Source organism: Thioalkalivibrio sp., from assembly GCF_041690275.1.
Taxonomy (GTDB): domain Bacteria; phylum Pseudomonadota; class Gammaproteobacteria; order Ectothiorhodospirales; family Ectothiorhodospiraceae; genus Thioalkalivibrio.
The window spans coordinates 47,069-67,750 of record NZ_JAWLHP010000006.1; the positions used below are offsets into that span (position 1 = coordinate 47,069).

General features: G+C 67.0%; 21 protein-coding genes and 1 pseudogene. 19 read left to right on the top strand and 3 right to left on the bottom strand.

All coding sequences use genetic code 11. The annotated features are described in order from the left end of the window. Nucleotides 1-36: 36 nt before the first annotated feature. From ACESMN_RS01955 to ACESMN_RS01965, 3 genes are all read right to left on the bottom strand, one after another. On the bottom strand, nucleotides 37-1,824 hold the full coding sequence (locus ACESMN_RS01955; protein WP_373051903.1) for an N-acetylglutaminylglutamine amidotransferase: 1,788 nt from the start codon (nucleotides 1,822-1,824) through the stop codon (nucleotides 37-39). Nucleotides 1,825-1,909: 85 nt separating this feature from the next. After that, nucleotides 1,910-2,869 (bottom strand): LysR family transcriptional regulator, encoded by a 960-nt coding sequence (locus ACESMN_RS01960; RefSeq protein ID WP_373051904.1) that lies wholly within the window; start codon nucleotides 2,867-2,869, stop codon nucleotides 1,910-1,912. Between the two features lie 174 nt (nucleotides 2,870-3,043). Next, nucleotides 3,044-3,856 (bottom strand): TIGR02281 family clan AA aspartic protease, encoded by an 813-nt coding sequence (locus tag ACESMN_RS01965; protein ID WP_373051905.1) that lies wholly within the window; start codon nucleotides 3,854-3,856, stop codon nucleotides 3,044-3,046. A gap of 390 nt (nucleotides 3,857-4,246) precedes the next feature. Here ACESMN_RS01965 and ACESMN_RS01970 point away from each other — a divergent pair, with 390 nt between their 5' ends. The 19 genes and pseudogenes from ACESMN_RS01970 (at nucleotide 4,247) to ACESMN_RS02060 (ending at nucleotide 20,581) form a co-directional block, all read left to right on the top strand. Then, a complete protein-coding gene (locus ACESMN_RS01970; RefSeq protein ID WP_373051906.1) occupies nucleotides 4,247-5,668 on the top strand; it encodes a form I ribulose bisphosphate carboxylase large subunit in 1,422 nt (473 codons plus the stop codon). 87 nt (nucleotides 5,669-5,755) lie between these two features. Then, nucleotides 5,756-6,079 carry a ribulose bisphosphate carboxylase small subunit gene (locus ACESMN_RS01975; RefSeq protein WP_373051907.1) on the top strand — a complete coding sequence of 108 codons (324 nt, stop codon included), beginning with the start codon at nucleotides 5,756-5,758 and terminating at the stop codon, nucleotides 6,077-6,079. Nucleotides 6,080-6,207: 128 nt separating this feature from the next. After that, on the top strand, nucleotides 6,208-8,916 hold the full coding sequence (locus tag ACESMN_RS01980) for a CsoS2 family carboxysome shell protein (protein WP_373051908.1): 2,709 nt from the start codon (nucleotides 6,208-6,210) through the stop codon (nucleotides 8,914-8,916). 10 nt (nucleotides 8,917-8,926) lie between these two features. Then, nucleotides 8,927-10,441: a carboxysome shell carbonic anhydrase gene (locus ACESMN_RS01985; protein ID WP_373051909.1), complete on the top strand. Its 1,515-nt coding sequence runs from the start codon at nucleotides 8,927-8,929 to the stop codon at nucleotides 10,439-10,441. 231 nt (nucleotides 10,442-10,672) lie between these two features. Further along, nucleotides 10,673-10,930, top strand: a complete 258-nt coding sequence (locus ACESMN_RS01990; RefSeq protein ID WP_373051910.1) for a carboxysome peptide A — start codon at nucleotides 10,673-10,675, stop codon at nucleotides 10,928-10,930. After that, nucleotides 10,930-11,172: pseudogene (locus ACESMN_RS01995) on the top strand (carboxysome peptide B); the annotation flags it as partial. The gene ACESMN_RS01990 and the pseudogene ACESMN_RS01995, both read left to right, overlap by 1 nt. 137 nt (nucleotides 11,173-11,309) lie before the next feature. After that, nucleotides 11,310-11,606 (top strand): BMC domain-containing protein, encoded by a 297-nt coding sequence (locus ACESMN_RS02000; RefSeq protein WP_373051911.1) that lies wholly within the window; start codon nucleotides 11,310-11,312, stop codon nucleotides 11,604-11,606. Between the two features lie 45 nt (nucleotides 11,607-11,651). Continuing rightward, nucleotides 11,652-11,948, top strand: a complete 297-nt coding sequence (locus ACESMN_RS02005; RefSeq protein WP_373051912.1) for a BMC domain-containing protein — start codon at nucleotides 11,652-11,654, stop codon at nucleotides 11,946-11,948. Between the two features lie 44 nt (nucleotides 11,949-11,992). Beyond that, complete coding sequence (locus tag ACESMN_RS02010) at nucleotides 11,993-12,331, top strand: BMC domain-containing protein (protein WP_373051913.1); 339 nt, start codon at nucleotides 11,993-11,995, stop codon at nucleotides 12,329-12,331. Between the two features lie 11 nt (nucleotides 12,332-12,342). Beyond that, the gene (locus ACESMN_RS02015; RefSeq protein ID WP_373051914.1) at nucleotides 12,343-12,777 is read left to right on the top strand and encodes a bacterioferritin; all 435 of its coding nucleotides are present in this window, start codon (nucleotides 12,343-12,345) and stop codon (nucleotides 12,775-12,777) included. After that, nucleotides 12,774-13,043 carry a 4a-hydroxytetrahydrobiopterin dehydratase gene (locus tag ACESMN_RS02020; protein WP_373051915.1) on the top strand — a complete coding sequence of 90 codons (270 nt, stop codon included), beginning with the start codon at nucleotides 12,774-12,776 and terminating at the stop codon, nucleotides 13,041-13,043. The genes ACESMN_RS02015 and ACESMN_RS02020 overlap by 4 nt, the downstream gene beginning before the upstream one ends. Nucleotide 13,044: 1 nt before the next feature. After that, a complete protein-coding gene (gene parA, locus ACESMN_RS02025; protein ID WP_373051916.1) occupies nucleotides 13,045-13,680 on the top strand; it encodes a ParA family partition ATPase in 636 nt (211 codons plus the stop codon). Then, the gene (locus tag ACESMN_RS02030; RefSeq protein WP_373051917.1) at nucleotides 13,677-13,982 is read left to right on the top strand and encodes a hypothetical protein; all 306 of its coding nucleotides are present in this window, start codon (nucleotides 13,677-13,679) and stop codon (nucleotides 13,980-13,982) included. Before parA ends, ACESMN_RS02030 begins: the two co-directional genes overlap by 4 nt. Before the next feature lie 170 nt (nucleotides 13,983-14,152). Further along, the gene (locus ACESMN_RS02035) at nucleotides 14,153-14,932 is read left to right on the top strand and encodes a CbbQ/NirQ/NorQ/GpvN family protein (RefSeq protein WP_373051925.1); all 780 of its coding nucleotides are present in this window, start codon (nucleotides 14,153-14,155) and stop codon (nucleotides 14,930-14,932) included. 39 nt (nucleotides 14,933-14,971) lie between these two features. Then, entirely contained in the window at nucleotides 14,972-17,326 is a 2,355-nt protein-coding gene (locus tag ACESMN_RS02040; protein ID WP_373051918.1) for a nitric oxide reductase activation protein NorD, read from the top strand. A 21-nt stretch (nucleotides 17,327-17,347) separates the two neighbouring features. After that, nucleotides 17,348-18,172 carry a serine protease gene (locus ACESMN_RS02045; RefSeq protein WP_373051919.1) on the top strand — a complete coding sequence of 275 codons (825 nt, stop codon included), beginning with the start codon at nucleotides 17,348-17,350 and terminating at the stop codon, nucleotides 18,170-18,172. A gap of 93 nt (nucleotides 18,173-18,265) precedes the next feature. Next, nucleotides 18,266-19,210, top strand: a complete 945-nt coding sequence (locus ACESMN_RS02050) for a sodium-dependent bicarbonate transport family permease (protein ID WP_373051920.1) — start codon at nucleotides 18,266-18,268, stop codon at nucleotides 19,208-19,210. Between the two features lie 5 nt (nucleotides 19,211-19,215). Continuing rightward, a complete protein-coding gene (locus ACESMN_RS02055; protein WP_373051921.1) occupies nucleotides 19,216-19,506 on the top strand; it encodes a P-II family nitrogen regulator in 291 nt (96 codons plus the stop codon). Between the two features lie 94 nt (nucleotides 19,507-19,600). Beyond that, nucleotides 19,601-20,581 carry a LysR family transcriptional regulator gene (locus ACESMN_RS02060; protein WP_373051926.1) on the top strand — a complete coding sequence of 327 codons (981 nt, stop codon included), beginning with the start codon at nucleotides 19,601-19,603 and terminating at the stop codon, nucleotides 20,579-20,581. The last annotated feature ends 101 nt before the right edge of the window (nucleotides 20,582-20,682 follow it).

Consider the following 20,682-nt stretch of genomic DNA (forward strand, 5'->3'; position numbering starts at 1 on the left):
GGGAAGCGGCCACCAACCCTCCGGCGGCACCCGCGCCTACACCCCGTCAACATGCGTCTGCAGCCAGAACTCGAGCAGGGCCAGGTGCCAGAGCTTGGAGCCCTGGATGCGGGTGAAGTGTTCATCGGGCTCGGCGAGCAGCTTCCGGACATACTCGGGTCGGTAAACGCCGCGTTCCCGCGCCGCGCGCGATCCCAGCACGTCGCGCATGAAGTCGAGGAACTCGCCGCGCACGTACTTCAGTGCCGGCACCGGGAAGTAGCCCTTCGGCCGGTCCAGCACCGAATCCGGCAGGCGTCCCCGTCCGATCTGCTTCAGCACCTTCTTGCCCCCGTCGCCGAGCTTGAGATGCGGCGGCATCGACGCCGCGACCTCGACCAGTTCGTGGTCCAGAAACGGGACCCGCGCCTCCAGCCCGAAGGCCATGGTCATGTTGTCGACCCGCTTCACCGGGTCATCGACGATCAGCGTGGTGGCATCGAGCGCGAGCACCGCGTCGAGGAAGCTGTCGGCCCGATCCGTCTCGAGGGCCGCCAGCTCTTCCCGCAGCCACTCGCCCGCGACGTCGGCGGCCGGCGGATGGGCCAGCAGTTCGCGCATCTCCGGGTCGTCGCGGTCGAAGTAGTGGCGCCGGAACCGGTCCGCCCAGCCGCCGTGGCGGTCCTCCGCCATCCGCGGGTACCAGAAGTAGCCCCCGAAGACCTCGTCAGCGCCCTGACCCGACTGCACCACCTTCACATGCCGGGATACCTGCTCGGAGAGCAGGTAAAAGGCCACCGCGTCCTGGCCGAACATCGGCTCGGCCATCGCCCCGACCGCCTCCGGGAGTCGGCGCAGTACCTCGCTGTTGGGTATCAGTGCGCGCTGGTGGTCTGTCGCGTAGCGTTCCGCAACGGGATCCGAGTACTCGAACTCGGAACCCTTTTCCTCGGGCTGATCCTCGAAACCGATGGTGAAGGTGCGCAGATCGCGCGCGCCCTCCTCCACCGCCAGCGCCACCAGCAGACTGGAGTCCAGTCCGCCCGACAGCAGCACGCCCACCGGCACGTCCGCCACCTCCAGGCGCCGCCGCACCGCGCGGCGCAGGCCGGCCTCGATCCGTTCCCGCCACTCGTTGTCGTCCACTGCCTCGTCGGGCCGACGCGCGCAGAGCCGCCAGTAGCATTCCTCGTGCTCGTGCCCGTCGGCCTCCACCAGCAGGTAGTGGCCGGGACGGAGCTTGCGAATGCCCTGCAGCACCGTACGCGGCGCCGGCACCACGGCGTGCAGGGAAAACAAGAGGTGCAGCGACTCGGCGTCCAGCCGGGTATCCATGCCGCCGCTGGCCAGCAGGGCCTGGGTGCTGGACGCAAAGCGGATCCCGTGCGCGGACCGGGCGACATAGAGCGGCTTGATGCCCATGCGATCCCGGGCCAGCAGGAGCCGCTGCGAGCGGGAGTCGTACAGCGCGAAGGCAAACATCCCGTGCAGGCGCGACACCACACCCTCTCCCCACTCGGCATAACCGCGCAGGATCACCTCGGTGTCGCCGGTGGAGAAGAAGCGGTGACCCCGCCTCTCGAGGTCGGCGCGGAGCACCCGGAAATTATAGATCGCGCCGTTGAAGACCAGGGCCAGCCCGGTCTCCGGATCAAACATCGGCTGGTGCGCCCGCTGGGAGAGGTCCAGGATCGCCAGGCGCCGGTGCCCGAGCGCCACGCGGCCCGAGCCCCAGACCCCATCCGCGTCGGGTCCGCGCCGGGCGAGCGCCGGCAGCATGCGCGCGACGGCGTCGACCTCCGCGCGCCGGTCCCCCCAGACGAATTCACCCGCGATTCCGCACATGGCCGAGCCCCCCGAAATGTTTCCCGCCAGTGTAGCGGCTGAGGGGAGACCGCGGCTGGTGAAACGACCTCCCTCGTGTCCTGAGTCAGAGGATCGCACGGGGCCCGCAGCGCGCGAGCGACCACCAGTCGGGCAGTTCGGCCGACGCGGGGTCCGGAACCCGTTCCGCAAAGGCCGTAGTCAGCATTTCCGCCAGCTTCAGCGTGGCGATACCGGAACGGTCGGGGTCGCCGAAGGCGAGCGAGAACGGCACCACGTAGCTGGACCCTGCCTGCAACCGGAGAGTCACCAGCGCACCGCCGTCCAGGTACTCACCCACCAGGCACTCCGGCAGCCAGGCGAAGGCGAAACCGGCCCGCACAATCCGCAGCGCGGTCGCCATGTGGGTCACGGTCCAACGCTGATCCGAATCAAGCCAGCCCCCTTCCGCCTCGCGCCCCCGGGACGAGTCCCGGACCACCACCTGGCGGCTGTGCCGCAGATCGCGTGTCGATAGCCGCAGGCCCGGACGCAGTGCCAGCGGGTGGAGCGGGTGCGCGACGCAGATCATCCGCACCTGTCCCAGCGGCTCCGCGAGAAAGCCCGGGGGGATGTCGGGTCCGATCAGCAGGTCCGCCTCGCCCGATTGCAGCAGCGACGGCCCGCCTTCCAGCACCGTTTCGTGCAGCTGCACGCGTGTCGATGGGAAGCGGCCGGAAAATTCGTGCAGGACGCTGATGACCACGGCCGGGGCAATGAGCTGATCGACCGCGAGCGAGAGTTCGGTCTGGATCCCGGAACCGAGGACCTCCGCCAGTTCCTCCACGGAACAGGCCTCGTTCAGCAGCTGCTCGCCCCGACGCAGCAGCGCCTCGCCGGCAGGGGTCAATTCGGTCCTGCGTCCCCGGACCTCGAGCAGGGGAACGCCCAGCTGCTTCTGCAGCTTCTGGACCGCGTGATTGATGCTGGACGCGCTCTTGTGGACGTTCTCCGCCGCCTTCGCAAATCCGCCGGCATCGACCACGGCCTTGAGCATCCGCCACTGCTCCAGGGTCACCTTGGGCATCAGAGCTTCCTCCACCGGCCGGCTGCGCACGCTCCAGCCCCGGAGGCAGCGCGCAGCCCCGACCGAATCAGCCGGGGTTTATCTGAATATTAAGATACGCTAATCAACAATCCAGCGCGAACGCCCCGGTCGGCGCGGCGCCGACGTCCGATTGCCGTGCGTCCGAGACCTGACTCAGCGAGGCATGTTGAGGATCAGCTGCCCGTCACGCTGCGCAAACTCGAGGTGCCGGAGCACGCTCATGCCCAGGAGGACCTGATCGTCGGTCATGCCCGGATTGATGTGCCCGCGTACGTTTGCCAGCACGAAGGGGCCCAGCGCGAGTTCGTCGATGCGCGTCTGCCAGATGTCGACGGCCCCATTGGCGGTCATCGCCCGACCCCGCAGCCCCGCGTGCAGGCCCAGTTCCCCGGCGAGGTGCGCCGGTATCGATACCTGAGTCGCCCCCGTATCCAGCAGGAACACCACCGGTTCCCCATTGATCGTGCCCGGCGCCAGATAGTGACCGACGTGGTTCCGGCGCAGCGCCAGTTCCTCCATCGCGCCATACTCGACAACCAGATTGCGGTTGGGAAACTCGCGCCGGTCGAGGTAATCGTCGAACAGCCACCACATCAGGGCGAAGGCGCCGATCCAGGCCAGGGCGATCCGCGTCAGACCCGCGGGGGTTCTGCGGGACCCGGGAACGGTCGCGCCAGGGGCGCGCGGTGCCGGGACGCGCCCTTCCACCGGCGCCGGATCGGAGGCCTCCGCCGCCGCGCGCTGCACTCGGATCCAGGCATCGTGTTCGCGCCGAAGGTCGGGGTCCGACAGGATATGATACGAGCGATCGATGACCTTCCTCATTCGCTCGGCGTGCTCCCGTCGCTGGGGATTGCGGTCCGGATCCCACTTGCGTGTCAGGGCCGTCCACGCACCCCGGATGACCTCCGGGCTGGCGTCCTCCTGGACCTGCAGGTTCTGATAATGGGTTCGAACGCGATTCACCGCCTGATCCCTCGGTCGCCTCGTGTCGGGCCGTCGGCGCATGGCCCATCCGTATTCTCCGACCAATCGCGGTACGCGGAAGTGCCGGTCGGGGCATCGCGGTGCGCCTGCCCCGGGGCCGCGCACGCTACCGGTGCACCGGGTTGCCTGCCGAATGTGCAGTGCACGAGGTCCAGGCATTCCAACCACAACCGAAATGCGTGATAATCACGCGAGTCGTCCGGGCTCGACCTCGCCGTTCACGGCAATTTCCGGCATCCCGTCGCCATGCATAGATCAAACACAATCTATATCATCTAATTTATCTATTTGTTATCGGCTATCGGTCTTTCTACTCTGACCGACCGATCCCATCACCATCCGATTTCCACAACGCGCAGGAGACAACCAATGGCCGTCAAGAAATACGACGCGGGTGTGAAGGACTACCGCGAAACCTATTGGATGCCGGATTATGTTCCGCTGGAAACCGACCTCCTGGCAGTATTCAAGATCACCCCGCAGCCCGGGGTCGATCGTGAAGAGGCCGCTGCCGCGGTAGCCGCCGAATCCTCCACCGGCACCTGGACCACGGTCTGGACCGACCTGCTGACGGACATGGATTACTACAAGGGCCGCGCCTATCGCATCGAGGACGTGCCCGGGGACGACTCCTGCTACTACGCCTTCGTCGCCTACCCGATCGACCTGTTCGAGGAAGGCTCGGTGGTGAACGTGTTCACCTCGCTGGTGGGCAACGTATTCGGATTCAAGGCGGTGCGCGCGCTGCGCCTCGAGGACGTGCGCTTCCCGATCGCCTACGTGAAGACCTGCGGCGGCCCGCCGATGGGGATCCAGGTCGAGCGCGACGTGATGAACAAGTACGGGCGCGCGCTCCTCGGCTGCACCATCAAGCCCAAGCTGGGCCTGTCCGGGAAGAACTACGGCCGGGCGGTGTACGAGTGCCTGCGCGGCGGTCTCGACTTCACCAAGGACGACGAGAACATCAACAGCCAGCCGTTCATGCGCTGGCGCCAGCGCTTCGACTTCGTGATGGAGGCCATCCTGAAGTCCGAGGCCGAGACCGGCGAGCGCAAGGGCCACTACCTGAACGTGACCGCCCCTACCCCGGACGAGATGTTCAAGCGGGCCGAGTACGCGAAGGAGATCGGTGCGCCGATCATCATGCACGACTACATCACCGGCGGCTTCTGCGCGAATACCGGTCTGGCCAACTGGTGCCGTGACAACGGCATGCTGCTGCACATCCACCGCGCGATGCACGCGGTGATCGACCGCAACCCGCATCACGGGATCCACTTCCGTGTGCTGACCAAGATCCTGCGTCTGTCCGGTGGCGACCACCTGCACACCGGCACCGTGGTCGGCAAGCTCGAGGGCGACCGCGCGTCCACGCTGGGCTGGATCGACCTGCTCCGGGAATCCTTCGTCCCCGAGGATCGCTCGCGCGGACTGTTCTTCGACCAGGACTGGGGTTCGATGCCCGGCGCCTTTGCGGTTGCCTCCGGCGGCATCCACGTCTGGCACATGCCGGCGCTGGTGGCGATCTTCGGCGACGACGCCGTGCTGCAATTCGGGGGCGGCACCCTCGGTCACCCCTGGGGCAATGCGGCGGGCGCAGCGGCCAACCGCGTGGCGCTCGAGGCCTGCGTGCAGGCACGCAACGAAGGCCGCGAGGTGGAGCGTGAGGGCAAGGAGATCCTCACCGCTGCTGCCAAGCACAGCCCGGAACTGAAGATCGCGATGGAGACGTGGAAGGAGATCAAGTTCGAATTCGACACCGTCGACAAGCTGGACGTCACCAACAAGTAATGCTCCGCAGGGCCGGGATCCGCCGGGCGCCAGCCGTGCCGCGCGCGGTCCCGACCGGGCTAAACCGATTACCAGAGGAAGACCGATATGGCCGTTGAAGTCTACAAGTCGTCGACCAAGTACGAGACCTTCTCCTACCTGCCCCCGATGACCGCCGAGCAGATCCGCCAGCAGATCAGCTACTGCATCAGCCAGGGCTGGAACCCGGCGGTGGAGCACACCGAGAAGGACAACTCGATGAGCAACTACTGGTACATGTGGAAGCTCCCGCTGTTTGGCGAACAGTCCGTCGACGTGGTGCTGCAGGAACTCGATGCCTGCCACCGCGAATTCCCGGACCACCTGGTGCGCTTCATCGCGTATGACAACTATGCCCAGAGCCAGGGCATGGCGTTCGTGGTGTACCGCTGATCCGACGGGGCACCGATCCGGCCGCCCCACTCTGGCCGCCAGCGGATCATCCGCAGGCCAGTTGCCTGTCGCGGCCGCGGCCTGACCGCCCGGCCCGCCCGGCAGACTCCAACCGTTCGAGGTACGTGATGCCACAAGCCGAAAACAGCAAGGCCAGCGCCACCCTCTCGGGACGCGAGCTGGCCCTGAAGCGCCGCAAGGCGATGGCTTTGCATGGCAAGTCCGCATTCGTGAAGAAGGCGGCGGCCACGCAAGGGGCGTCGTCGCGTCGAGCGCCCTCCACAGCCCCCGCCGGAACCGCATCCAGCTCAACAGCCGAAGCGACCAGGAAGGTCGACGCGGGTGTGCACGCCGGTGCCTCCAACGGGCGGCTGCGGGCGCAGGCGCGCCGCGAGGCGACGAGCCGCCGCGGCAAGGCGGCGACCAGCCAGCCCGCATCAAGCCGTCCGAGCGGCCGGATGCGTCCGAACCCGAACGACGCCGCGCAGCAGACCCCGGCCTCAAGCCAGGAGGCCTCGGTCCGTAAGGCGGGTGACTGTGGTTGCAAGGACGAGCCCTGCGACTGCCAGGAGGCCGGCGCCCGCCCGGCCACCGAGCAAGCCGAGTCCGCCCCCGCGGGCCTGCGACCCGCCGCGTCCGCGCCGCGCATGCCCGGTGCCAATCTGCCGAAGGGCCGCGCGATCGCCCGCGCGCGCCGGGAGGCCCTGTCCCGCAAGGGCAAGGCAGGCCTGGTGCGCGCAACGCACCTGGCCCGGGCCGCTGCGGTGATGCCGGATCAGGACTGGCAGAGCGCCCTCGCCGGTGAACGCCCGAGCGGGCGCCAGATCGCGATGCAGCGACGCAAGGTGCGGGCCCTCGCAGGCAAGGCCGGCAGCGCGCGCGACAGCAAGGAGTCCCGCCCCAGCGGCCGCCGGCGGGCACGTCTCGACATCCCGGCACCGCCGAAGGTGGAGGAAGGGCATACGCTGTCCGGGCAGCCGGTCTCCGGCACCATGGTCGAGGGCACGAAGAAGCTGACCGGCGTGGAGGCCGGTGCCTGTCGCGGGATCACCGGCACCGAGTACATCGGCGCCGAGCTGTATGACCAGCAGTGTCCGACCCGCCCCGACACCGGCCCGACGAAGGTGGGTGTCTCCAGCACCACCCACGAACACAAGGTGACGGGCACGGAGGTCGGCCGTTCCCGCCGCGTGACGGGTGACGAGACCGGGGCCTGCCGCGGGATCACCGGCACCGAGTACCTGGCCGTGGAGCGCTACGAGGAATTCTGCGAGACGCGCCCCCAGCCCTCTTCCGAGAAGGTCGGCGAGTCGGAGACCCCCCGGGGACAGTCCGTGACCGGGACACTGGTCGGCCGCTCACCTCGCGTCACCGGCGACGAGCCGGGGTCGAATCGTGCCGTCACCGGCACCGGCTACAGCCAGCCGGCCGCGGACACCGCACCGGACAAGGTGGCCCTCACCCACACCGCCGGCGGCAGGACCGTGACGGGAACCAGTGTCGGCCAGAGTAGCCGCGTCACCGGGGATGAACCGGGCGCCTGCCGGGGGGTCACCGGCACCGAGTACCTCTCCGCCGAACAGTTCAAGGAGATCTGCAGCACGGCCCCGCCGGGGACCCCGCGCAAGGTCAGCGTGATGCTGACGCGCGGTGACCAGCCCGTGTCCGGAACCGAGGTCGGCCGCTCCAGCCGGGTCACCGGCGACGAGCCCGGTTCGTGCCGGGAGATCACCGGGAACCAGTACTACACCGCGTCCGATTTCGGAGATCTGTGCAGCGTCGGCGGTCCCCGCAAGGTGGGCGACATGAAGACGCTGTCCGGCGGCCGGGTCACCGGCACGGAGGTCGTCCGCAACCCAAAAATGTCCGGTGATGACAAGGGGGGGTGCAAGCCCATCACCGGAACCGATTACGTGAGCGCGGACCAGCTTCAGGCTGTTTGCGCCACCAGCACCCCCGTTTCCGCGGTCGAGAAGGTCGCGGTTGACCAGACCTGGCGCGGCCAGCCCATCACCGGCAGTCCGATCGGGCGCGGCCCGAGGATGACCGGGGACGAGGCCGGCGGCTGCTCACCCATCAGCGGCACGCCCTACATCGGCCGCGGCCAGTACGGCGGCTTCTGCCCGGAACCCGCGCTGTCGCAGCAGGAGACCCTGATCCCCTCAGATGCACTGATCCCGGCGCAGGCCGTGACCGGGGATCGTCCCGGGGCCGGCGGCTCCGTGATGACGGGGGACGAACGCGGCGCCTGCGAGCCGGTCAGCGGAACCCCCTACGTCGGGGTGGACAACGTGATGCCGCAATGCGCGACGAGCGGACGCTTCGTCCAGCGCGCGAGGACCTGGGAAGAGCCGCCCCGCCCGCCGGCACCCGCGGACTTCAGCATCCGCTCGCCGGCACGTGCGGCCCAGGAACGCCAGTTCGAAGAGGTCACCGGTACCGGCTACACCAGTGAACGCATCACCGGACCGGTGAACAAGGCCACCGGCCTGATCACCGGCACCCCGGAGTTCCGGCACCGCGATGCCGGGACGCTGCAGCAGGAACAGGAAGAGGCGATCACGGCCGCGCGCCGGCTGACCGGCGAAGGCAGCCAGACCGGTACGCGGATCACCGGCGACGCCTGGGATGCGGCCAGCCGGGTGACCGGCACCGAGGGTGCTTCCAGCCTGGGTCGCAATGTCTCCCAGCGTGGCCAGCCACGCGGCGAGGGCGCCAATGCGCGCCGCTTCCGCGAGGCTGAACAGCCCGAGGTACCGGAGAGCCGCATCACGGGCTCCTCCGGCAACACCGGCAGGGGTGCGCTGGTGACACTGTCCGGCGGGGCCCGCGGGTAGGGACTGACCGGTGAACACGCGCAAACGACTGGCTGCGATGCGGAAGGCGGGGGTGCTGCCCGAACAGGCGGCACCCGCGCCACCGAATCCCGCCTGCGTGGTCGTCGCGGACCAGCCGTGCGAGCACGCACTGGCGGACCGCGAGCTGAACCGCCAGCTGTACGACTACGAGCAGAACGTGCGCAGCGGCTTCACCGCCATCATCGAGACGCTCAGGACCCTGTCGGACTGCCAGCACACCATGGATTTCGTGGAAGAGGCGCAGCGCCTCGCCGTCGAGCGGCTCGGGTACGAGCTGCCGGTGGAACTGCTCGAGGATTCCTGGATTGCCGGTCTCGACCTGCGCGCGCTGCACGCTTGGTGCACCTTCCAGGCGATCAGGATCTGCGTCGAACGAGCGCCCGTCGATCAGAGACCGCTCCAGGAGCGCTCCCTGCTCGACGCCGCCTTCATCCAGTCCTGCGGCTATCACACGCTGGACATCAGCCCGTGCGCCGATGGCCGCCTGCAGGGCCTGGTGCCCTTCATACTCCGGCTGGCCCCGAACGACGCGGTGTCGGTGAAGGCCTACGCGGGCGCGATGTTCGACATAGAGGACGACATCCTCGACTGGACCCAGCGCGAACTCCACCGCCTGTCCGGCGGCATCCCCGGCGGGGAGGAGGCGAACTACCTGAAGGTCGCGGTCTATCACTACAGCACCTCGAATCCGAACCACGAGGGCTGTGCGGCCCATGGCAGCAACGACCGGGTCGCCGTCGAGAGTGCCCTGGCACGCCTGAACGAACTGCGTGCGGCCATCGAGAACACCTTCGGGCTCGGTGCCGCGCCCGACGTCCTGCTCATCGGCGTCGATACCGACATCGACGCGATCCGGGTCCACCTGCCCGATGCGAACGGCTGCATCAGCCCGCACCGCTACGTGGAGAGCTTCCAGATCTATCACGACACCATCGGCATGACGGCGGAGCAGGCACGCGCGCACATCGACACCGCGATCACCGCCGCGGAACAGGCCGAGGGCTGGGCCCGCGGCACCGGCCAGACGCCTGCGGGGATCCGGCGCCTGGTCCAGCACCTGCTCGAGGCCAATCTCTCGCAGATCGAGTACGTGATCCAGCATCACGAGGGACGCTACCGGGTGATCGGCCACAACGAGCGCTTCATCTGTGTCGGTGAGGCGATGAGCGAACTGCAGCTGCGCAACAAGTTTTATTTCGCGCACCTCGACACCGTGGAGGAGGGCGCCAACGACATGGATGTCGGGATCCGCATCTTCACCGGACTCAACCTTCGCCACGGGCTGGGCGTGCCGGTGCTGATCCACTTCCACTACTCGGAACGCGTCCCCGGGGCGCGGGAGCGCGCGATCATGCGCTGCATGCGGGTCAAGGACGCGGTGCAGGCCCGCTACCCCGAATTGCACAAGGAACACCGGCTGTTCTGCCAGATGGCGATCAGCGACATCCATGGCAGCGAGCGCTGCACCTTCGTGGAAGACGAACCTGAAATCATTGGGCATTAGACGAACGATCATGGAGACACGACGCACCCTGAAATACGAGAACCGGTCGCAGACCGTCGGGATGGCTCCCTGTCCCCGGCCCCTGCTTCGGGCATTGGGCCCCTCGTCCCGGGAGTCCGCCTCCGGCTGTTCGCAATCCGGTGACGGCGGATTCGTCCGGCAGGCGGTGGGCGGGGGTATCGAATGCGGTGCCCGCGACGCCGGTGTCGACCGATCCAGCGAGATTGCGCGATGAAGATCATGCGGGTTGAGAAGACGCTGGTTTCGACCAACCGCATCGACAGCCTTGGGCACCGGCCGCTGCTGGTGGTGCAGGAGAAGATCGGCGGCACACGCAGTGTCGCGGTTGATTCGGTCGGCTGCATCCCGGGCGACTGGGTGATCTGTGTCGGCTCCTCGGCCGCTCGCGATGCGGCGGGGAGCAAGGAGTTTCCGTCCGACCTGACCATCGTCGGCATCATTGACCACTGGCAGGGGGACGGCGACTGATGGAGATCATGCGCGTCGAGGACGAGCTGGTCTGTACGCGCCGCGTCCCGGGCCTGAAGCAGGCCTCGCTGCGGGTGCTGAAGAACCAGAGCGGCGCGCTGTTTGTGGCGACGGACCCGGTGGGCGTGCCACCGGGGAAATGGGTGTTCACCGCCAGCGGCAGCGCCGGGCGCTGGGCGATGCCGGATCCGAAGATCACGACCGATCTGACGATCTGCGGAATCATCGACCACTGGGAAGAATGAGTTCGGCGCGGGTGCGCTGAACCAGGCAGGCAACAACGGGACGGCAGGAACAGGTGCTGGAAATCGGGTCCCCGGCCGTTGATTTGGGCAGTACAACTTGTATTCAAACTGTGTCTCTTCAAAGGAGTAATGAAATGGCTGAACGTATGGGTATTGCCCTGGGCATGATCGAAACCCGCGGTCTGGTTCCCGCGATCGAAGCGGCGGATGCGATGACCAAGGCCGCCGAGGTCCGGCTGATCGGCCGCCAGTTCGTCGGCGGCGGCTACGTCACCGTCCTGGTGCGCGGCGAGACCGGCGCGGTGAACGCGGCCGTGCGCGCCGGCGCCGATGCCTGCGAGCGCGTTGGTGACGGCCTGGTGGCCGCGCACATCATCGCCCGCGTGCACAGCGAGGTGGAAGGCATCCTGCCGACCGCCCCGGAAGCCTGATTTCCATCCACGTGTTCAACACATACCAATTCAGGAGCTAGAAGAATGGCTAACACGACTGGGATTGCCCTCGGAATGATCGAAACCCGGGGTCTGGTCCCCGCGATCGAAGCGGCGGATGCGATGACCAAGGCCGCCGAGGTCCGGCTGATCGGCCGCCAGTTCGTCGGCGGCGGCTACGTCACCGTCCTGGTGCGCGGCGAGACCGGCGCGGTGAACGCGGCCGTGCGCGCCGGCGCCGATGCCTGCGAGCGCGTTGGTGACGGCCTGGTGGCCGCGCACATCATCGCCCGCGTGCACAGCGAGGTGGAAGGCATCCTGCCGACCGCCCCGTCTGCCTGAGACAAGGGTTCAGGCTTTTCGCAACAAGGTAATGGAGAAAGTCCATGGCTAGTGTGGCTGGGATTGCCCTCGGAATGATCGAAACCCGCGGTCTGGTTCCCGCGATCGAAGCGGCGGATGCGATGACCAAGGCCGCCGAGGTCCGGCTGATCGGCCGCCAGTTCGTCGGCGGCGGCTACGTCACCGTCCTGGTGCGCGGCGAGACCGGCGCGGTGAACGCGGCCGTGCGCGCCGGCGCCGATGCCTGCGAGCGCGTTGGTGACGGCCTGGTGGCCGCGCACATCATCGCCCGCGTGCACAGCGAGGTGGAAGGCATCCTGCCGACCGCCCCGGATGGCGAGGGCGGTGGCCGTGACGGCGAACTGACCTCGACGCGCAGCTAGAGCGCCAGTCGATGAGTGTGGATCCCCGGGCCATCGGCTGGTTGGCCCGTGCACTCACGCACGAAATGGGCGCGGTCCAGCAGTACCTCGCCCAGAGCGTCCTCGCCCGACTGTGGGGTGACGAGCCGCTGGCCGAGCACCTGCGCGGCGAGGCGGTGGAGGAACTGGCACATGCCGAACGCCTGATGGAGCGGCTGATCCTGCTCGGCGTGGCACCGTCGGCCGGCAACCTGAAGCCGGCCCGCCTGGGTCGAAGCGTCGAGGACCTCCTCGCGGCGGGTCGCGTTCTCGAGGTTGATGCGGTGCGGCTGTACCGCGACGCCCTCGCCCATGCCGAGCGCATGCGCGACGCGGAAGGAGCCGAACTGCTGCGCGACATCCTCGAGGAGGAACTGGCCCACGTACGGGAGATCGATGACATGCTGAAGGCGCCGGGCAAGACATGATGGAACCGCCAGAGGGCTGGGAACTTCGCGGCCGTCCGCCGGCGCTGTTCCGCCGCTTCGAATTCGGCAGCTACCGGGAGACGCGGCTGTTTCTCGACGGACTGGCCGATCTGTCCGAGGAGACCGGCATGCACCCGCAGAACATCAGTTTCGGCACCACCTATGCGAACATCACGCTGGAGGCGCCCGACGGCGGTGAGCCCGGACAGGAAGAATACGCACTCGCGGCGCGCATCAATGCGCTCTCGGGACCGGCGGCAAGCTGAAATGGCGACGCACGTCACCGCGGTGGTCAACCAGAAGGGCGGCGCCGGCAAGACCACGCTGGCGATGAATCTGGCCGCCGGCCTGGCCCGACGGGGCGACACCGTGGTCATCGACCTCGATCCGCAGGGCTCGGCACGCCAGTGGGCAAGCCTCGGCAACGCACCCTTCCCCGCCACCGTGAAGCAGATGTTCGGGGACTGGGACGCGGGGACGCTGCAGAAGGGTTTTCGCGCCTACCGCTACACCGTGCTGGACTGTCCGCCGTCGCTCGAGAGCCATGCCTCCCTGCAGGCGCTCCGCGCCTGCGACGTGGCATTGATTCCGATTCTGCCGTCTCCGGTGGACCTGTGGGCCAGTCTGCGCCTGCCGGTCGAGATCGCGGAGGCACGCAAGGTCAACCGCAGGCTCAAGGCCTTCCTGGTGCTCAACCAGATGGAGCCGCGCAGCGCACTGTCGGCATCCATGCGCGACGCCCTGGAGGAGTTCGACGTGCCGGTGCTGCAGGCCGCGATCCGCCGTCGGGCGATCTACAGGGGTGCCGCACTGGACGGGGTTTCCGTCTACCAGCTGGGTCGTCGCGGAACACCGGCGACGGCCGAAATCGAAGCCGTGATCGACGAGGTGATCGGATTATGACGACCACGAAGGAAAAGCTGTCCGCAAGCGTCCGCCAGGCCAAGGCGGAGCAGGATCCCAAGGCCGAAGGCAAGCCCGAAACCGGGTCCGCGAAGTCGGGAGGCCAGGCCGGCGCGGAACCGAAGAAGCCGGCGCGCAGCACCGGCAAGCCAGCCGCGAGGCCGCGGTCCGGCGCGCGCAAGGCCCCCGCAACCCCCCGGAAGCCGGGAGCCACGACCGCCAAGCGCGGCAAGCCCGCGTCCGCGAACGAGGTCCCGGAGAGCGGAACCGCGCTCTTCCCCGACCGCGTCTGGCCGGACTGAATGCAACCGAGGAGCAGGTGACCAACATGTCCCGCGACCCCTTCACGCGAACCTACGCACCCCGCCGCAAGTCCTACTCACCGGGCGCCGCGCGGCCGGCGGTCTCCCGCCCAGCCACCGCCCGCCCGGCGGCCGACACGCCACCACCGGCCGATCTGCTCGTCCCCTACATGGTGCGGGAGGAGCCCTACTACCGTCAGGTGACGGACGAGGTGGACCTCTACGAGGCCGCCTATTCCGTGCGCATGCCAATGATGCTCAAGGGACCGACCGGCTGCGGCAAGACCCGTTTCGTCGAGTACATGGCCTGGCGGCTGGGCAAACCCCTGATCACGGTGGCCTGCAACGAGGACATGACCGCCTCCGACCTGGTCGGGCGATTCCTGCTCGACGCCAGCGGCACCCGCTGGCAGGACGGGCCCCTCGCGGTAGCCGCGCGCCACGGCGCGATCTGCTACCTCGACGAGGTCGTCGAGGCGCGCCAGGACACCACGGTGGTGATCCATCCGCTGACCGATGCACGCAGGGCGCTCCCGCTGGAGAAGAAGGGAGAGGTGATCGAGGCCCATCCGGATTTCCAGATCGTGATCTCCTACAACCCCGGTTACCAGTCGCTGATGAAGGACCTCAAGCAGTCCACCAAGCAGCGCTTCGGCGCCCTTGACTTCAATTATCCGGAACACGACGTCGAGGCGGAGATCGTGGCGCACGAAACCGGGGTGGACATCGAGACGGCGAAGAACCTGGTGCACATCGGCGAGCGCGCGCGCAATCTCAAGGGACACGGCCTGGACGAGGGCCTGTCCACGCGCATGCTGATCTATGCCGGTTCCCTGATCGCGAAGGGCGTATCGCCGCTGGCCGCCTGCCGGGTCGCATTGGTACGGCCGATCACGGACGATCCGGACATGCGCGACGCGCTGGATTCGGCCGTGACCACCTACTTCTGACGACGCGATCGGCCGCCCGCGGTCCGCGTCCCCCCTGACATGGCCATCCATCTCGAAGACTACGCGGAGATCCTGGAGGATCTTCCGCACGATGCCCAGGACGTGCTGCGGGCCTCCTGGAACGAGGCGGCGCGCGTCTTTTCTTCGCGGGGGCTGGACAACTACCTGAAGGGGGCCGTCGCCCTGCATCAGCTGGGACGCGGCAAGGAGCTCGTGGTCACCTATCTCCAGGAGATGCCGGAAATGGCGCGGGCGATCGGCGAAGACAACCTCCCCGACCTGGTCAGTTTCCTCCTCAGCATGGCCTCGAAGACCTCCGGGCAGGTCCTCACGCTGGTGGTGGGGACCTCACCGCTCGCCGCCGAACGCCTCGGGGATCCGGGGCTCTTCCGCAACTACCTGAAGGTACTGGAGGTCATGCTGGGCCAGGCGCCGCGCGGCCTGCGGCCGATGCTGGAGAATCTCGACCAGCTGCTGACGCAGCTTACGCTGGGCGGGCTGCGGCGCTGGGTAAACTGGGGAGCGCAGGCGTACAAGACGGACTTCGAGGGCCAGGTCCGCTACTTCTCGCTGGAGAGCCCGGACTCCCACTCGGTATTGCAGACCGAGCGCAAGGGCACGCTCTTCGTCGATATCCAGCGGCGGCTGAACATCTACCTGCGCGCGATGTGGGGGCGGGATTTCTTTCTCCGGCCCACCGCGGGCGACTTCGAGAGCCGCGAGGGCCTGAAGCCCTACATCGAGCACTACGTGATCCACATCGCCGATGCCTACGACGACTACCGCCCCTACGGCGACGACACGCCTGACGAGGCAGTGGTCTCTGGCGTCGAGATCTACCGTGCCGCCGCCAACCACTGTGCCGCACACCTGGTCTTCACTCGCAACCCCCTGTCAATGGAGCAGCTCGACAACACGCAGATGGCGATCATCGAGGCGGTCGAGGATGCGCGGGTGGAGGAACTGGCCTGCCGCCAGTTTCCGGGAATGCGCGGGGCGTGGTTGAAGCTGCACCCGCCCCTTGAACGGGGCGATCCCCAGACGGTGGGGGACCTGCTGAACCGGCTGGCCCTGGCCCTGCTCGATCCCGAGTCCGACGACCCGCACCCATGGGTACAGCAGGGCGTGGCCCTGTTTCGGGCGGAAGAGGATCTCTCCAGCAACCGGATCAGCTGGAACATCGGGGTGGAGTTGTCCCACAGCCTTGCGAAGCTGCCGCTGCCGGAGTTCAATTTCCGCACCGACGGGCTCCGCGCGATCTATCGGGACGACAACCGGACCGTCTGGGAATCCGAGGAGTACGACGTCGAGACCGCCCTGGATGCGACCTGGGCGCCCAAGCAGGTGCGCAAGACGGTCAGCGTCATGGAGATGGTGAACACGCTCGACTACGAGTTTGCCGGCGACGATGCCCAGGAGGTCTGGGTCCTGCCGACCGAGTTCTACCTCGATCAGGAAGGCGTGACCATCAACGAACTCGAGGGCAAGCCCCCGGTCTCGGATCCGTTCCACTACCACGAATGGGACTACCAGATTCAGCTCGAGCGGCCGAGCTGGGTGACCGTGCTCGAACGCCGGCCCCAGCCCGGCGATCTCGAGCGCATCGAGGAGATCACCGAGGAACACAAGCCGGTGATCTCGCGGATCAAGTTCCTCATCGAATCCATGATCCCCCAGGGCATGCAGCGGCTGCGACGCCAGGAGGACGGCGACGAGCTCGACATCAACGCGGCAGTCCGCGCGATGGTGGACATCCGCACCGGACAGCAGCCCGACACGCGTATCATGATGCGCTACAAGCGCAACGTGCGGGACCTCGCGGTACTGGTACTGCTGGACATGTCCGAGTCGGCAAACGACAAGGTCCGCGGCCAGGACTACACGGTGCTCGATCTGACCCGTGCAGCCACCGTCCTGCTGTCGGATGCGCTGGACCGGATCGGCGACCCCTTCGCCCTGCATGGATTCTGCTCGGACGGGCGACACGACGTCCACTACTACCGCTTCAAGGACTTCGACGAACCCTACAACGATGCGGTGAAGGCACGGCTGTCCGGAATGCAGGGTGCGTACTCGACACGCATGGGAGCGGCGCTTCGTCACGCGGGCATGTACCTGCACCAGCAGCCGAAGAACAAGAAGATGATCTTCGTCATCACCGATGGCGAGCCGGCGGACAACGACGTCCGGGATCCGCAGTACCTGCGCCAGGACACCAAGCGCGCGGTGGAGGAACTGTCACGCAACGGCATCACCACCTATGCCCTGTCACTGGACCCGCTCGCGGACCAGTACGTCTCCCGGATCTTCGGGATGAGCCACTTCACCGTGCTCGATCACGTCGAGCGGCTTCCCGAGAAGCTGCCGATGCTCTACATCGGACTGACCCGTTGACGGCCTCCCTTGTCTAGCGCCATGGATACCAACTCCATCAGCAAGAAGCTGCTGTTCAACACCATCCGGGTCGACACGGTGCTCGAGGACGAAAGCGAGGGTTCCGGGACCGCCTTCGTGGTCAGCCACGCGCACAAGCGCGGGACCCACAACTTCATCGTGACCAACCGGCACCTGATCGAGAACGTGCGCAGCGGTGGCCTCGTGTTTACCCAGAAGCGTCAGGGCAGGCCCGCGCTGGGCCAGCGCTTCCAGATCAACATCGAGGACTTTCCGCATGCGTGGTTCCCGCACCCGGACCCCGACGTCGATCTGGCAATCATCCCGATACGCCCGCTGGAGCAGGCGGCACGCGACCAGGGCGTCGAACTCTACTACCACGGGATCGACAGTCGGCTGGCCCCTGACGCCAACGCGCTGCACGCCCTCGATGCCCTGGAGGAGATCCTGTTCGTCGGTTATCCCAGCGGCGTCTGGGACCAGGTGAACCTGATGCCCATCATGCGCCGCGGCACCACGGCCACCCCGATGGCACTGGACTTCGAGGGCCGGCCCGAGTTCCTGATCGACGCCGCGGTCTATCCCGGATCCAGCGGCAGCCCGGTATTCGTCTATCAGCCGGACCTGACCCGGCGTATCCAGAGCGTCGGACGCAAGTTCATCTTCGCTGGCGTGATCGCGGCGGTCTTCTTCCGCGAGGAGGAGAATCAGCTCGTACCCGCTCCGGTTCCTGCCAATCACGGCGGCACCTTCATCGGCTCGGAGATGATCGACCTCGGACTGGTGATCAAGGCGCAGGCCGTGATCGACGCCATCGAGGCCTACCTGCGCCGCTGGGCCGAATGATGCCGTCGCCAGGATCGCGAGCCGCGACACACTCCGGCGCGGATGTCATTTGAAGGATCCTTGGTAACGATCCACCTGTAGAGGAAATCCGCCATGCAGTTCGAACCCGTGGTACTGTTTTTCCTGCTTGGGATCTTTGCGGGCCTCGTACGCTCGGACCTGAAGATTCCGGGGTCCATCTACGACGCGCTGTCGATCTTCCTGCTGCTCGCGATCGGGCTGCAGGGGGGCGTGAAGCTGGCGGAGTTCCCGCTCGTCGAACTGATCGTGCCATCGCTCGCGATCCTCCTTCTGGGCTCCCTGATCCCGCTGGTGTCCTTCCCGGTGCTGCGTTACCTCGGGCGGATGACCCGCGCCGACTCCGCGTCCATTGCCGCACATTACGGATCGGTGAGCGTTGTCACCTTCTCGGTGGGTGTGTCCCTTCTCGCGCAGGAAGAGGTCGACTTCGAGGGCTTCATGATCGTCTTCCTGGTCCTGCTCGAGATGCCCGCGCTGGTCATCGGGGTGATGCTGGCGCGCTACGGGGCCGGTACGGTCCGCTGGGGCAAGCTGTTTCACGAGGTCTTCTTCGGCAAGAGCATCCTGTTGCTCGCCGGTGGCCTGGTGATCGGCTTCGTTGCCGGCGCGGAGGGCATCAAGCCGCTGGACATCCTGTTCTTCGACCTCTTCAAGGGCATCCTCGCCCTGTTCCTGCTCGAGATGGGCCTGGTGGCTGCGTCGCGGATTGCCGGGCTGCGCGACTATGGCCTGTTTCTGACCAGCTTCGCCATCATCGTGCCGCTGCTTTCGGCGGTGGCGGGCACGATCCTCGGCTGGGCGCTGGGTCTGTCCGTGGGGGGCACGATGCTGCTGGCGACCCTCTACGCAAGCGCCTCCTACATCGCGGCTCCCGCGGCGATGCGCATTGCAGTGCCACAGGCCAACCCGGCCCTTTCCATCGGCGCGTCACTGGGCGTAACGTTCCCGTTCAACATCTTCGTGGGCATCCCGATCTATTTCTGGATGTCGAAGTTCATCCATTCAATGGGAGCCTGACAATCATGACCGCGAAGCCAATGACTCTCCTGGTGATCGTCACCGAGGCAGTCCTGGAAGACATCCTGATCGACGAGATCACCGGACTGGGGGCGCACGGCTATACAATCATCGACGGTCGCGGCCGTGGAACGCACGGTACCCGCGCCGGACGCTGGACTCAGGGCGGCAACATCCGCATCGAGGTGGTAGGAAGCGCCCAGTTGTGCGAACGCATCGTCGCACGTCTGAAGGAGGTCTACGAGCACAACTATGGCCTGCTGATGTACACCACCTCGATCGAGCTGCAGAATTGAGCGCGAATCGGCCGGCTCCGGCCAGCCCGGATCCGCGCCTGCCCCCGGCACCGGAGACCGCATGAGTGCCCGCGAGGCGACCGGGCGCCAGGTGATGCTGAAGTCGGAACTGCCGGGCCACCTGATCCGCCACGCAACGCTGCGCCAGCTGCAGGTATTCGAGGCGATCGTGAGACTGGGCAGTTTCACGCAGGCCGCCGAGGAGCTGTTCCTGACCCAGCCCACGGTCTCGATCCAGATCAAGAAGCTCTCCGATGCACTTGGCATGCCGCTGTTCGAGCATGTCGGCCGCAAGGTCTATCCCACCGAGGTCGGTCACGTGCTGTACGAGGCCTGCCGGGAGATCCTGGGGTCCCTCAGCAATCTCGAGATGAAGCTTGCCGAGTTGCACGGCCTGAAGCGCGGCCGCCTGCGCCTGGCCGCCATCACCACCGCGCAGTACCTGGCACCGAGCATCCTGGGGCAGTTCGCCCGCCGGTATCCCGAGGTCGAGCTTTCGCTGGAGGTGAGCAATTATGACCGAGTGCTGGCGCGACTTGCGAATAACGACGACGATCTCTACATAATCGGTCACGTTCCTGATCAATTAACCGACGTTGCCGTCTATCCCTTCGCGCCGAATCCGCTCGTAGTCATGGCCCGGCGCGATCACCCGCTGATCGGACGCCGCAACATACCGCTTCAGCGGCTGGCCCGCGAGTATTTCCTGATGCGCGAACCCGGATCCGGTATCCGGGAGGCGACACGGAAGCTCTTCGACCGCCACGGCATCGAGCCGAAGATCCGCATGGAGCTCGGCAGCAACGAGGCCATCAAGCAGGCGGTGATCGGGGGCCTCGGCATCGCGGTCCTGTCACTGCACACCCTCAGTTCCGAAGGGACCTGCGGTCCCATTGGCCTTCTCGACGTCGCGCAGTTTCCCATCGTGCGTCAGTGGAACATCGTGCATCCACGACGCAAGGTCCTGTCCACGGTGGCCCAGACCTTCCTCGACTTCGCCATCAAGGATGAGGCACGCATTCGCACACAGATCGATCAGATGCTGCAGGATTTCCAGCATTCCCTGACGAACTAGCGGCCCACCGCTGCGCCACCATTGGCGAACACCCGCGCAATCACAACACCGTAGGAGCGGCTTCCAGCCGCGATCCCCGCGCCCCCCAAGGGCATCGCGGC

Coding starts and splice junctions, on each gene's coding strand:
- ACESMN_RS01955 (WP_373051903.1), bottom strand. CDS start 1,824: ATGTGCGGAATCGCGGGTGAATTCGTCTGGGGGGACCGGCGCGCGGAG.
- ACESMN_RS01960 (WP_373051904.1), bottom strand. CDS start 2,869: ATGCCCAAGGTGACCCTGGAGCAGTGGCGGATGCTCAAGGCCGTGGTC.
- ACESMN_RS01970 (WP_373051906.1), top strand. CDS start 4,247: ATGGCCGTCAAGAAATACGACGCGGGTGTGAAGGACTACCGCGAAACC.
- ACESMN_RS01975 (WP_373051907.1), top strand. CDS start 5,756: ATGGCCGTTGAAGTCTACAAGTCGTCGACCAAGTACGAGACCTTCTCC.
- ACESMN_RS01980 (WP_373051908.1), top strand. CDS start 6,208: ATGCCACAAGCCGAAAACAGCAAGGCCAGCGCCACCCTCTCGGGACGC.
- ACESMN_RS01990 (WP_373051910.1), top strand. CDS start 10,673: ATGAAGATCATGCGGGTTGAGAAGACGCTGGTTTCGACCAACCGCATC.
- ACESMN_RS02000 (WP_373051911.1), top strand. CDS start 11,310: ATGGCTGAACGTATGGGTATTGCCCTGGGCATGATCGAAACCCGCGGT.
- ACESMN_RS02005 (WP_373051912.1), top strand. CDS start 11,652: ATGGCTAACACGACTGGGATTGCCCTCGGAATGATCGAAACCCGGGGT.
- ACESMN_RS02010 (WP_373051913.1), top strand. CDS start 11,993: ATGGCTAGTGTGGCTGGGATTGCCCTCGGAATGATCGAAACCCGCGGT.
- ACESMN_RS02015 (WP_373051914.1), top strand. CDS start 12,343: ATGAGTGTGGATCCCCGGGCCATCGGCTGGTTGGCCCGTGCACTCACG.
- ACESMN_RS02020 (WP_373051915.1), top strand. CDS start 12,774: ATGATGGAACCGCCAGAGGGCTGGGAACTTCGCGGCCGTCCGCCGGCG.
- parA (WP_373051916.1), top strand. CDS start 13,045: ATGGCGACGCACGTCACCGCGGTGGTCAACCAGAAGGGCGGCGCCGGC.
- ACESMN_RS02030 (WP_373051917.1), top strand. CDS start 13,677: ATGACGACCACGAAGGAAAAGCTGTCCGCAAGCGTCCGCCAGGCCAAG.
- ACESMN_RS02035 (WP_373051925.1), top strand. CDS start 14,153: ATGGTGCGGGAGGAGCCCTACTACCGTCAGGTGACGGACGAGGTGGAC.
- ACESMN_RS02040 (WP_373051918.1), top strand. CDS start 14,972: ATGGCCATCCATCTCGAAGACTACGCGGAGATCCTGGAGGATCTTCCG.
- ACESMN_RS02045 (WP_373051919.1), top strand. CDS start 17,348: ATGGATACCAACTCCATCAGCAAGAAGCTGCTGTTCAACACCATCCGG.
- ACESMN_RS02050 (WP_373051920.1), top strand. CDS start 18,266: ATGCAGTTCGAACCCGTGGTACTGTTTTTCCTGCTTGGGATCTTTGCG.
- ACESMN_RS02055 (WP_373051921.1), top strand. CDS start 19,216: ATGACCGCGAAGCCAATGACTCTCCTGGTGATCGTCACCGAGGCAGTC.
- ACESMN_RS02060 (WP_373051926.1), top strand. CDS start 19,601: ATGCTGAAGTCGGAACTGCCGGGCCACCTGATCCGCCACGCAACGCTG.